The organism is Pseudomonas sp. GW823-FHT02C02 (assembly GCF_058797635.1).
In genome coordinates this window covers 1-12,292 of the sequence record NZ_JBXAJV010000022.1, presented here as the reverse complement: position 1 = coordinate 12,292, position 12,292 = coordinate 1, and the positions used below count along the sequence as shown (strand labels likewise).

The 12,292-nt window shown below is 56.2% G+C and carries 6 protein-coding genes and 6 pseudogenes; 4 read left to right on the top strand and 8 right to left on the bottom strand.

Features of this window, described 5'->3' with window-relative positions; translation table 11 throughout:
- Window positions 1-370: 370 nt before the first annotated feature.
- Window positions 371-1,456, top strand: a pseudogene (locus AC1ROI_RS29280) (IS630 family transposase).
- A 66-nt stretch (window positions 1,457-1,522) separates the two neighbouring features.
- On the opposite strand, the gene AC1ROI_RS29275 reads toward AC1ROI_RS29280, so the two are convergent.
- Complete coding sequence (locus tag AC1ROI_RS29275; RefSeq protein ID WP_102599695.1) at window positions 1,523-2,848, bottom strand: OprD family porin; 1,326 nt, start codon at window positions 2,846-2,848, stop codon at window positions 1,523-1,525.
- A 280-nt stretch (window positions 2,849-3,128) separates the two neighbouring features.
- Here AC1ROI_RS29275 and AC1ROI_RS29270 point away from each other — a divergent pair.
- Window positions 3,129-4,336: pseudogene (locus tag AC1ROI_RS29270) on the top strand (IS1182 family transposase); the annotation flags it as partial.
- Between the two features lie 103 nt (window positions 4,337-4,439).
- On the opposite strand, the pseudogene AC1ROI_RS29265 reads toward AC1ROI_RS29270, so the two are convergent.
- The 6 genes and pseudogenes from AC1ROI_RS29265 to istA form a co-directional block, all read right to left on the bottom strand.
- Window positions 4,440-4,703: pseudogene (locus tag AC1ROI_RS29265) on the bottom strand (ATP-binding protein); the annotation flags it as partial.
- A gap of 109 nt (window positions 4,704-4,812) precedes the next feature.
- Complete coding sequence (locus AC1ROI_RS29260) at window positions 4,813-5,838, bottom strand: tyrosine-type recombinase/integrase (protein WP_102599696.1); 1,026 nt, start codon at window positions 5,836-5,838, stop codon at window positions 4,813-4,815.
- Window positions 5,835-6,806 carry a tyrosine-type recombinase/integrase gene (locus AC1ROI_RS29255; RefSeq protein ID WP_102599697.1) on the bottom strand — a complete coding sequence of 324 codons (972 nt, stop codon included), beginning with the start codon at window positions 6,804-6,806 and terminating at the stop codon, window positions 5,835-5,837. The genes AC1ROI_RS29260 and AC1ROI_RS29255 overlap by 4 nt, the downstream gene beginning before the upstream one ends.
- The gene (locus tag AC1ROI_RS29250; protein WP_256580138.1) at window positions 6,793-8,025 is read right to left on the bottom strand and encodes a site-specific integrase; all 1,233 of its coding nucleotides are present in this window, start codon (window positions 8,023-8,025) and stop codon (window positions 6,793-6,795) included. The genes AC1ROI_RS29255 and AC1ROI_RS29250 overlap by 14 nt, the downstream gene beginning before the upstream one ends.
- 133 nt (window positions 8,026-8,158) lie before the next feature.
- Window positions 8,159-8,659 (bottom strand): annotated as a pseudogene (gene istB, locus AC1ROI_RS29245) (IS21-like element ISPsy14 family helper ATPase IstB); the annotation flags it as partial.
- A gap of 20 nt (window positions 8,660-8,679) precedes the next feature.
- Complete coding sequence (gene istA, locus AC1ROI_RS29240) at window positions 8,680-10,194, bottom strand: IS21 family transposase (RefSeq protein ID WP_102599698.1); 1,515 nt, start codon at window positions 10,192-10,194, stop codon at window positions 8,680-8,682.
- A 181-nt stretch (window positions 10,195-10,375) separates the two neighbouring features.
- Here istA and AC1ROI_RS29235 point away from each other — a divergent pair.
- Both AC1ROI_RS29235 and AC1ROI_RS29230 read left to right on the top strand, forming a co-directional pair.
- Window positions 10,376-10,603, top strand: a pseudogene (locus tag AC1ROI_RS29235) (transposase); the annotation flags it as partial.
- Between the two features lie 189 nt (window positions 10,604-10,792).
- A pseudogene (locus AC1ROI_RS29230) lies at window positions 10,793-11,198 on the top strand (transposase); the annotation flags it as partial.
- Window positions 11,199-11,683: 485 nt separating this feature from the next.
- On the opposite strand, the gene AC1ROI_RS29225 reads toward AC1ROI_RS29230, so the two are convergent.
- A complete protein-coding gene (locus AC1ROI_RS29225) occupies window positions 11,684-12,016 on the bottom strand; it encodes a DUF2790 domain-containing protein (protein ID WP_102599711.1) in 333 nt (110 codons plus the stop codon).
- Window positions 12,017-12,292: the final 276 nt, after the last annotated feature.

The window sequence follows — 12,292 nt, the reverse complement described above, 5'->3', positions numbered from 1 at the left end:
ACAGCCAAACTGGTTGCGCTCACGCGCAACGCGCCATGCCTGGCGCACCCATAAAAAAAGACGTCCCGAGGGACGTCTTAAAAATTCACCTTTTCCAAAGGAGCAAAGGAGCTTCCAAAGGTGAATGTACACTTCAACTGAACAGCAATGAGTTTTAGACTTTCACAGACTAGCTACTTGTCTATAGGGATCCAACCAGATGCGCTAGCTAGATCCCTATTAACTCCCGCGCACTATAAGCAAATCAAGTTAACAGGGAGATGATTGAAAAATGACAATTTTGAAATCTTGCTAGTGTGCTGTTTTCGAAATAATTTTTCTGCGGTCTTGGCTACACTCTCCCTATCATCCAGCGCTCGGGGGAACGCAAGTGAACGCCCAAGAGATTGTCCTCAGCCCAGAAGAGCAGGCCGAACTGAACCGCCGTGTACGCTCAGCCACCATCAGTCAGCGCGACCAGTCAGCGCGACGGCCGTCGCGCCCGAGTGATCCTGCTGGCAGCCCAAGGTTGTTCAAGGGTGGAAATCGCTCGTTTGACCGGTTTCTCACTCCCCACGATCACCTGTTGGTGCCAACGTTTTCAGACGCTGCGTCTAGAAGGCCTGCTCGACAAGCCCGGCCGCGGACGCAAATCCTCCCGTCCTACCGACACGATCCGTCGCGTACTCGAACAGGTCACCAAGCCCCGTATTGGCGAGCCCCGCTGGAGCTGCCGAAGCATGGCCCGTGCCGCTGGCATCTCGGCGACCACCGTCAACAAGCTATGGGCTGCCAATGACTTGAAGCCTCATCTGACACGTACCTTCAAGGTGCGAACGACCCGCAGTTCGAGGAAAAATTCTGGGATGTCATCGGGCTGTATCTGGCCCCGCCAGACAAGGCGTTGGTGCTCTGCTGCGACGAAAAAAGTCAGGTTCAAGCCTTGGAGCGCACCCAGCCCGGGCTGCCTTTGGGGGTCGGTCATATCCAAACAAAATCCCATGATTACACTCGCCACGGCACGGTCACGCTGTTCGCGGCGCTGGATTATCTCCAGGGCAAACTGATCAGTAGCATCGAGCGCCAGCACCGCCATCAGGAGTGGTTGGCGTTCCTCAAGAAAATCAACAAGGAAACTCCCAAACACCTCCAGCTGCATCTGATCGTGGATAACTACGCGACGCACAAGCATGCAAAAGTGAAGGCTTGGCTGGCGAAACATCCGCGTTTCCATGTGCACTTCACGCCGACCTCAAGCTCCTGGATGAACATGGTCGAGCGGTTTTTCAGGGACATTACCGTGTTCTTGCGCGACGGTAGTTTCGGCTCTGTACGCGAGTTGGAAAGTTCGATTACCACCTTCCTGGCATTACGAAACGCGCAACCGACCCGGTACGTTTGGAACGCAAAGGGAGAGGAGATTTTGAACAAGATCCGGCGAGCACGCGATGTGATGGAAGCGCAGATAAATGGGTAAGCTATTTCGAAAACAGCACACTAGGAAAATGGGATGTTCGCTAAGACGAGTCATCCCATTCAGGTATTACAGAATAGCTAATGGATACTCAACAATTACACGAACTTCATCCAGGTCCGACTCAAATGCGGTTGCGCGAGTGTTAGCCTGGCGCAGGCGGAAAGACATGTCTTTCAAGGAACCTGTCTGAACGACGTATTTTACTTCGATGTCGCGCTCCCAACGTTTCTGGTCAGTCAATGGGTTCCCGTCCGCATCACGCCGCATGTACGTCGCGTTTGCATTAGAGTAGTCAGCGTCAGTGCCACGAGCATAGCGTGTCATAAACGACAAACCAGGAACGCCATAGGAGCTCATGTCGAGATCGTAACGAACCATCCAGGAGCGTTCTTTCGGCGAGTTGAAGTCGCTGTACTGAATTGAGTTGTCAAGAAAAATGGAATCCGATTGACGCAGATAATCGAAGTCGTCGTTACCATTATTTCGCTGGTGAGAAAGTGCAACCGAGTGCGCACCATACTTCACACCAACTTTTCCGCTCCAGATATTGTTGTCGAACTCACCCAGTAGTTTTTTTCCTTCATCGACAGCCTTGTAGTAGTTCACGCCACCGAATACGGAAAGCTCATCCGTTAATTCGTAATTCAACCCCGTGCCAGCATAGTATTGATTCCAAGCGTCTTTGAGGCGGCTGGAGTAAAGACTGATGATGACATTTTTGTTCAGGTTATAGTCGCCACCAAAGTAGCCGACCCAAGGCGAGTTAACTGGTCCCGCATAGAATGTCGCGAAGTTATCACGCATATTGCTGGATACTGGTTGGCTCATGGCGTGCAAGCGACCGCCCTGAACTGTCAGGCCTTCAATACTAGTGTTAGTTGCCGTCACACCGGTGAAACTTTCTGGCAGAAGTCTCGAGTCACCGGCAGCAACAACTGGGTTGGATGGGAATACGTCACCGACTTTTACTACGGTGTCAAATGCGCGAATTTTTGCCGCGCCCCCCACTTTGGTGTACTCGTCCCTTGCCTTTCCTTCGCTATTGACGGGGAGTACATCGAACGAACTACGACCGCCATTACGGCCGTCACCTGTGTCGAGTTTCAATCCGATCATAGCGAACGCGTCGATGCCGACACCCACAGTGCCCTGAGTAAATCCAGACTCAAATTTACTAATAATAGCGTGTGCCCATGCTTCGGAATATCCGTTGCCTGTCGGGCTTGACTGGCCGTTGCGGTGATCACGATTGAAATAGTAGTTACGGTTCAGGACTGTCAGGCTGCTATCCTCTATAAACCCTCCCGCCTTTTCCTCCGCAATCACTATGGAAGGCACAGAGCTGACAACCATTGCCAATGCGGCCATCGAAAATTTTGTATTGTTAACCATTAATCACTCCTTAGGTTCGGCAGAACTAGAAAGCTCTTCGGCTGGAATTATTGTTTACGGAAAGCAGGTTGCACTCCCGTATCGTCGCCGAGCTGTATAGTTGCAATCTGTAGATAACGTAGAGATGACCATAAAATTACAATTTTGTAATGTTTGCCTGTTTTTTTTAATTGACTTTTGTGCCATACACCCAGCCAGTGCAGACTGTGTGAAAACCTAGCAATCTGTGCGGCACTCAAAGAAAATGCTCCGTATCGAAAGATACGGAGCATTTTTCGTTATGGCCTACATCCAAGGAGAGTCCCGCAGTGCCAGACCAGCCTGTTCCCGGTCTCGCTGGAGGAACTGATCCCCGAGGATCACCTCGTTCGTGTGATCGACCTCTACGGCGCCAAGCTGGATCTGGTGCAACTGGGCTTCGACAAAGCGCTGCCCAAAGGCACCGGGCGCCCCTCTTATGATCCTGCCGATCAGCTAAAACTCTATCTCTACGGCTATTTCCAGCGGATTCGCTCATCGCGGCGGCTCGAAGCCGAGTGTCAGCGCAACATCGAAGTGATGTGGTTGATCAACCGGCTCAAACCCGACTTCAAGACCATCGCCGACTTTCGCAAAAACAACAAACCGGCCTTTGTGGCGACGTGCCGTGCCTTCGTCCAGTTCTGCCGAACCGCCGGTCTGATAGCCGGTGAGTTGGTGGCCATCGATGGCAGCAAGTTTCAGGCGGTTGCTTCCTCGCGGCGTCATATGAGTTTGAAGCGGCTCAAGCACCAGGAGCAGAAGCTGGATAAACGCATTGCCCAGTATCTGGCCGAGCTGGATGAAGCTGATAAAACCGAAGCCGATGAGGTGGTTGATCGCAGGGCGGTCAGGACTGCTTTGGTGCAACTTGAAGTCAGGCACTCCAACAACCTGACTTGCCAGGCAACGATGAAATCCATGGTGCTTGAGCAATTCAATACCCACGAAAGCGATGCCCGAATGATGCGAACGCACACAGGACCGAGGGTCGCGTACAACGTGCAAACAGCCGTGGACGCTGAGCATTGCCTGATCCTGCATCATGTAGTCACGCAGGACAGTGATGATCGCAAGCAACTTGAGCCTATGGCCAAGGCCGCCAAGGAACACTTGCAGCAAGATGAATTGACGGTGACTGCCGATGCAGGCTACTCGAATGGCAAGCAGTTCCAGGCCTGCGAGGATGAGAACATCACGGTTTATGTACCGCCCAATCGGTCAGGCAACTCCAGCGGCAAGGAAAAGGAGTTCTTTGACCGAACAGTGTTTACCTACGATGCGTCGCAGGATCGATATCAATGTCCCGCCGGTAAATGGCTGACACTCAAGCAAACCAGTAAGGGCGATCGTATCTACCAGGCGGCGATCAGCGACTGCGCCGACTGTCCGCTGAAAGCGCAATGCACTGAGGCCCGGCGCCGATACGTCTCACGCCATGCTCACGAAGAGGCGTTCGAACGCATGGATGCGCATTCCACGCCATCCGGACACTCAGCCCACCAACATCCGGACACCTATTCCACGCTCATTCGGACAGGCAGTCGGAGCGCAGCGACGCAGGTTTGCATTGTTAGTCTGAAGTCTCTGCCGCCGTCAATTTCGTTGCGCGCCTGCGCATCGATTCGCCCTTCAGTTCGATCCGATAAGCGTTGTGCACCAGCCGGTCGAGGATCGCATCGCCCAAGGTCGGATCGCCGATCAGCGCATGCCATTTGTCCACCGGCATCTGGCTGGTCACCAGCGTCGAGCGGTTCCCGTAGCGGTCGTCCAGCAGCTCGAGCATGTCGCGCCGTTGCGTAGCGGTAAACGGCGCCAGGCCCCAGTCGTCCAGTAATGTTGAGCTCAACATTATTGGACTTATGTTGCGTACCCCGTTATGTGGAGTTGAGCAGCAAACATGGCGAGTTGCGCCGACTCCAACCGCCCGAACTCCACATAACCACTCACAGCCGTTTCAACCAATCGACCACATCGACCGCAGCCGGCGACAGGTGCCCGGCACGTGGCGACGCCAACACTTCGGGGAACACCTGGGCAAGCGCTTGGCGTTTGATGTCCAAATCCACCCGGGCATAGACCATGGTCGTGTTCAGCGTCGCATGGCCCAGCCACTGGCTAATTGTGGCGAAGTCAACGCCAGCCTTGAGCAAATGAACCGCTGTGGCGTGTCGAAGCGAATGCGGATGAAGTCGCTTCTCTCGCATGGTGTTGGCCACCGGTGTGCCCGCTGCCACATATTTCTTGAGCAGGTAGCGAACACCGAACCGCGTAAGCTTGGCACCGTGGCGGTTGGTGAACAGAGACGCCTCCGGCGCTATGGTCTGTGCCGACTGCTGAGCCAGTTCCCGCAGCAGCGCCGCGGTATGCGGCCAGATGGGGCATAAACGAATCTTCCCGCCCTTGCCACGCAGACGTACTTGGTGCGGCGGCTCGGTTCTCACGTCGCGTACCTGCAGATCGAGTACCTCCTGCACGCGAGCACCGGTATTGAACATCAGCGCAAACAACGCATAGTCGCGCCGCCCCGAGTCGGTAGTGCGATCAATGCTATCGAGCACCGCGTCGACTTCGTCAGACTCGAAATACGCTATTGGTGCGCTGCGGGCGCCGCGCTTGAATGGCAGCCCAAGCACCCGCTGCAACTCGGCTAGATGCTCCGGGTGTTCGCTGGCCAGGAATCGGGCAAAAGTGTGGATAGCCGCCAGCCGTGCATTGCGCGTCGCGACACCATTGTGACGCTCCTGTTCCAGATGCGTCAGGAATTGGCTGACCTGCTCTGCCGTAAAATCGTCGAGTTCCAAATCCTCGACGCCCCGTTTGCTGCGAGCTGAGGCAAATCGCAAGAACAGCACGACGGCATCGCGATAACTGCGAATCGTGAGCAGGCTCATGCCACGGAGCTCGGGCAGATATTCCCGGAAGAAGTGCGTGATGCAATTGCCAAGCGAGTTGGGCCGAGCGGGCTTCATGGCGCACCTCCAGCAATCAAATGGCCGAAGTGGGCCTGGAAGCGATCACTGGCCGCTGCCGTAATATCCGGCATCCAACGCAGGTAATAAGCGGTAGAGACGATCGACACGTGCCCCATATACAACGCTAGTTTCGGCAAGTTGGATTGCACATCGGCGCCTTGCCGATACCAACGCAGCAGTGCCTGGACGGCAAAGCTATGCCGAAAGTCATGAATCCGCGGCCCTCGGCCATCGCTACTGTGAACATCCGCAGCTTGGAATAACGTTTTTATGCCACCGCTTATTCCTGTCCCCGTATAGCCGCGCAAGCCTCTAGCGCAGTTGCACAGCAAGGGAGAATTCGGTGTGATGCTGAAGGGCGGCGCCAGCCGCTGCTTGAGATAGACGCGCAGCTCACGATGGGCGTCCTGCGATAGTGGAACGAATCGGGATTTGTGGAACTTCGATTCGCGGATATGCAATACGCCTTGCGCCGAATCGGCATCGGCCAGGGTCAGCCGTAGCAGTTCGCCGCGACGTAGTCCTGCGGTATAGAGGAGCACGACGGCCAGCCGCAGGACCGCTGGCCGCAGAGGCGAGGTGGGCACCGGACCCAATTGCTCGGCAGCCGCGAGCATACTCGCGACCTCGCTCGAACCGAAGATGACGGGGGTGACAGCAGGACAGGGTCGCGGGAAGTGGTTGGGGTCGGGCACAAAGCACTGCGGTTCGGTGCGCTGTCGATACAGACAAAAGTTGCGCACGATGCGCTGCCGTTTGCGTCGCACCGTGGCGTTAAGCCCGGCGAGCGTGTTGCACCACCCAAGGAAGCGATCGTAGTCCAGATCCGTACATGTCGCCGCCACCAGGAACTGGCGGACCGATGTGAGGACACGCTCTTCATTTCCATAAGCTCGACCAAGCGATCGCCGAAGTTGCAGATAGCGCGCAATGGTCAAGTCGAGTGCGGTCTCAGTGGAGAACATGGTGGTCCCCCTTCTGCGCAGCATGCCGGCATGGAAGGGGTAGTGCCACGTCACGTAACGACTCGGTTTGCAGCCGAAGGTAGACGCAGGTGCTTTCCAGCGAGCGATGCCCAAGCAAATCGCCGATCGCCTTGACGCCCACACCGCGCTCAAGCAGTCGCATGGCGAAGGCGTGGCGCAGGCAATAAGAAGAGCTGCCATCGAGCGGCAGTCCGCTTTGCCGCGCGCGCTTCTCGTAGAGGTTGCAGACCGCATAATGCTGTATCGGAGCCAGCGGTGTTCTTACACGCAGGAACAATTCCGGCCGAGTGCTGCCAGGCCGACCGCAATGCAAATACCGCTTGAGCAGGCGCAGCGTTTGATCGGATAACGGCATAATCAAGTTCGAGCGGGTCTTGCGCTGATCGACACGCAACGTCCGGGCTGTCCAATCTATCGATGCCACGGTGAGCGCCACGATCTCCGATGGCCGCAATCCGTAGTAAGCCATCAAGTGCAGGATGGCGTAGTCGCGCCAACCGGCTTTGCTGTCGCGATCGACTGACTGCAATAGTTGCTGCACCAAACGCCAGGCAAGGGCACGCGGCGGGGCTTCGCCGCGATAGGTGCGCGGCGTGTCGATCGTATAGAGGCGCTCCCGGAGATGGCCGTGGTCGAAGCAGTAGCGGAGAAAGGCACGCAATCTGGCGATGGAATGCTGCAGGCTCTGGCGCTTGATCAGTTGGCCCTTGGTAATGACAAACTGTTCTACGGCCGGCGCCGACAGATCCACAAGCGCCGCCTCGTGTGGCCCGGACTGAGTCAGAAAGTCAGCAATGGTCGAGATATGCTGGCTGACCGTCGGCGGCGCCAAGCCGCGAACTTCAATGAGGTGATGGCGGTATGCCTTGAGTAGCGGGGCAAACCGATCGACATCGGGTTCTACAGTCAGAAGCCTGCGAGCAGCCAGGAAGCGTTCAAAGACACGCCGGGTTGCACGGTATCGAGGTCGCGTTCGGACCGAAGTGAATATCGTATCGAGCTGGTGTACCGAGAATTTGGCATCAGGTGCGATCGATTCGATGCGCTCAAGCACCAGCTTAAGTCTGCGAACATGGTGGCAAGTGGGACTGCGTGCGTAGCCGACGGACATTAGCCAGTCCGCAAAGCCTTCGAGCCAGCAGCCAACGGGCGACTCGACATAGCGCCGATGTGTCTTGGGGAAGATTCGAGTGAGCATGATGTTCTCCATTGCGTTCGATGGAGAAATCCACGCTACCCCTGGGACTAGTTATGTTGAGTACGGACGCTCCAAAGTCAGACCAGTGGCGGGCTGAAAGTCGCTACTCCACATAACGGGGTACGTAACATAAGTCCAGGATCAGCAAGTCGGTCTTGGCATAACCCGCCATCAGTTTCGCGAAGCGGCCGTCGCCGTGGGCCAGGCCTAGTTCTTCCATCAAGCGCGGCAAGCGCAGATAACGCACGCTGTAACCGTCGCGGCAGGCCTTATGAGCCAGCGCGCAGGCGAGCCAGGTTTTGCCTACGCCAGTTGGGCCGCCGATGATCAGGTTCAGGCCGTCGCGCAGCCACTGGCCGCTGCCCAGTTGCAGGATCAAGGCCTTGTCCAAGCCACGCGGACTGCGATAGTCGATGTCTTCCAGGCAGGCGTTATGGCGCAGTCGTGCGGCCTTGAGGCGAGTAGTCAGGCGGGCGTCTTCGCGCTCGGTCAGCTCGCGGTCGACCATCAGACCGAGGCGTTCGTCGAAGCTGAGATCATTGATGTCAGGCGTTGCGTGTTGTTCGCCAAGCGCCTTGATCATGCCGTGCAGGCGCAGGGTTTGTAGCTTGTCGAGTGTCGGGTTGGGCAGCATTTTGGTGCTCCTTTTTCAGGTCAGTGGTAGTAGCCAGGGCCGCGCAGGTTGATGTGTTCATCGGGCAGCAGGGGCAGGTTTTGCTGGGCCAGCGGCAGCCGTTCCAGCCCTTGGCGCAGGATCGATTCGAGGCTTTTGTAACTGCATGCGCCCAGCGCCAGCGCACGCTGGCAAGCGGCTTCCAGCCGCTCTTCGCCGTGCTGTTTGCTCAGGCGCAGGATGCCCAGGCAGGCGCGGAAGCCGTGCTGCGGATGGATCCGGCGTTCGAGGATGTAGGCGATGACGCCGGCCGTATTCGGGCCCGTCTGCTCGGCCCAGCGGATCAGTCGCTGGGGCGTCCACTCGGCGTGTTCGCGGTGGCTCTTGGGCATGTGCTCGGTTTGGGTGGTGTGGCGGCCTTTATGTGCCGAGCGCAGATGGCTGGCCACGCGCTGGTTGGCGTGGAAGCACTCGACGGTCTGCGCAGTCAGCCGCACTTCGAGTTGGTGCTTCACCAGCTGATACGGCACCGAGTAGTAATGGCCGTCGACCTCGACGTGGTAGTCGATGTGGACGCGTACCTTTTTCCATTCGGCGTAGACGTAAGGGTGTTCCGGCAGCGGTTGCAACGCCGGTTGGTCGATGGTCTCGAAGGCTGACCGGCGTGAGCCGGGCAGCTTCTTGAAGGGTTTCTGATTGAGTCGATCCAGCAGCAGTCCGATGGCCGTGTTGAGTTCGCCCAGCGAGAAGAACTGGCGGTTGCGCAGCACTGCCAGGATCCAGCGCTCGACCACTTGCACGCCGACTTCGACCTTGGCTTTGTCCCGAGGCTTGCGGGATCTGGCAGGCAACACGGCCACGCCGTAATGCTCGGCCAGGTCGCGGTAACTGGGATTGATGTCAGGCTCGTAACGATGCGCTTTGGTAACGCCGCTGCGCAGATTATCCGGTACCAGGATCTGCGATGTGCCGCCGAGAAAGGCGAAGCAGCGGGCATGCGAGCCCAGCCAGTCAGAGAGTTTCTGCGACCAAGTGGCTTCGGCGAAGGTGTAGCTGGACGCGCCTAGCACGGCAACGAAGATCTGAGTCTGGCGGATCTCGCCGGTCTGTCGGTCGATGACCGGCACGGTCTGGCCGGCGTAATCGACAAACAGCTTTTCGCCCGCACGGTGCTCCTGGCGCATGACCATGTCGACCTTGGCAGCCCAGAGGCGGTAGTGCTCGCAGAACCAGCTGTACTGGAAGCCTTGCGGATGGGCGAGTCGATACTCTTGCCAGAGCAGGGCCAAGGTGACGCCGGGGCGGCGCAACTCGGCATGGACATGAGCCCAGTCAGGCATCGGCCTTTGATCGCTGGGAATAGCGAGCGGCGGCGGAAAAAGATGCCGTTGCAACTCGGCGTCAGTCAGCGCAGAGGGCCAGGTCAGGCCGCTGGCAGCAAAGCGATTGAGGTACTCACCGACGCTAGCTCGACCTACTTGCAAGCTGATAGCGACCTGCCGGGCAGATAGACCGACCTCGAATTTGAGACGTAGCACTTCTCGAATCTTACGCATGGATAACCGCTCCACGACGACCTCTCTGCTTCGATAAAAGAGGTCGATGGTAGTGAATTAATCCTGCGTTGCTGCCTGCCTTATTGGTGGCCGGATGGCCGTGGAATGGGTGGCCGGATCATCGTGGAATCAGTGGCCGGATGTTCATGGAATGGGTGGCCGGATGCCCGTGGAATCCGCACGCATGGAGCGGCGAATGCAGGCGCACCCCGAAATGATGGTCAGCCGAAGATCCATCGTGGAGCATCCCTTCGGAAACCTAAAACAGTGGTTGTTTGGCAACGCTCGCTTCTTGCTGCGACAGCTCGAAGGGACGAGAGCCGAAATGGCTTTGGCGGTGAACGCCTATAACCTGAAAAGAGCGATTAACGTGCTGGGCGCACGTCAGTTGATGGCGTTGATGGGCTGAAACGCCCTTTTTCGTCTTCTGTCCGCACAAAAGCAAACGCCCCGAACAAGTCGGGGCGTTTGCAGAAACCACCATCAGTGTGTTTTCACACAGTCTGAGTGGGCGGCTCTTTCTTGCTAAGGAAACGCTGAAAAAGCCTCCCATCTCTGGTGAAATACTCGCATGACCCGAACACGACGGTTAAACCCGATGAAACAGATGGCCTTCGCCGATGCCGAATACGCCGGCAAACGTAGGCAGACCCGCCGCGAGCGCTTCCTGATCGAGATGGATCAGGTGATGTCCTGGAAGGGGTTGATTACCTTGATCGAGCTGCGCTATCCGAAGGGTGACGGTGGTCGTCCGGCGTATCCGTTGATGGCGATGTTGCGGGTTCATCTGATGCAGAACTGGTTCGGCTACAGCGTTCCGGCGATGGAAGAAACGCTGTGCGAGACCACGATCCTGCGCCAGTTTTCGGGCTGCATCTGGTCCGGAATCCCGATGAAACCACAATCCTCAACTTCCGTCGCCTGCTGGAAAAACATGCGCTGATGGCGGTATTTGGCAGGTCATCAACGGCTATCTGAGCGACCGCGTGTTGGCGCTGATGGAAAATCCCCACCCTGCCGATTGAAATTTGACCCAGGGCGGGTTGCTGATTTTTACATCAACAACGTCCAATAGTGCGGTTAAAGGCCCACCACATGCAGCCATCTAGCAGGCCCACCCTCCCATAAAGTCAATACGGTTGGTCGGCCAGCGTATCGTTGTCTCCTTGGGTCGCGGTAGGGGTGGCAGGTGACTGCCATTCTACCGCGACCTCTCTTTCCGCCCCCGATGTGCTTTTTTAGGAAAATTCGAAGAGGCGACAACTATCCTGACACCGGGGGATAGCTTGGCAGAGGCTCTATGTTAAATGTTTTTATGATTATAGGGGGGGCAGCTGAAAACCTTACGTTCCGTCGGTGATAATTCCACATGAAAGATAACTGTGGCGTCACTTGAAAAGAAAATTACTTTTTTGTCAGCTTGATGCAAGGCTTGTTGAATGTGCAATTAGTTGCTTTTTACGTTTCCGGTGTTTGGCTTTTTAAGCGATCAGCCGCCATGAGGACAGTTGCTGCCCAACACTTGGTACTCGATGGTGTTGAGATTGCCCCTGGAGTCTTCGTAGGTCATGTGCGAAGGGACCAGCCCACAATACTCAGCGGTTGGAGTCACGTTAACCACCTTTGCAATGTCAAGGTCCAGCCCATACTTATAGTGGACAATTTCAGGCGCGGCTTTACCGTTTTTGATGGCATATTGCTCCATTGCCTGCTGATTCGCTTGCAACATTCGACCGTAGACGCGATCCTTTCCGCCTTCAGCCATGGTTGCGGAGGAAGCTGCCAACATTGCAATAGCGATGCCTGCATTCAATATTTTCATGATTTTCATCTTCCTATATCTAACTTGTAATTAGATAGTAGCAAGTGATACCTGTCAAAAAGCTGCCGCTAACATTACTTATGTGTAAGGTATGATATTTTCTCTGTTAATGTCCTCTCTGGCAATGCACCTATTGTGGTTTACTCCTCGTCAGTTAAACAGGATCGGATGCTGCTTAATACCCATGCACAACGAAACACTAAGGAAGGTCTGAAGTAAGCAGCCGTTTTTAACGGCCTCGCTGTCTGAGGTTCAAAAAACACCGACTTAATCGAA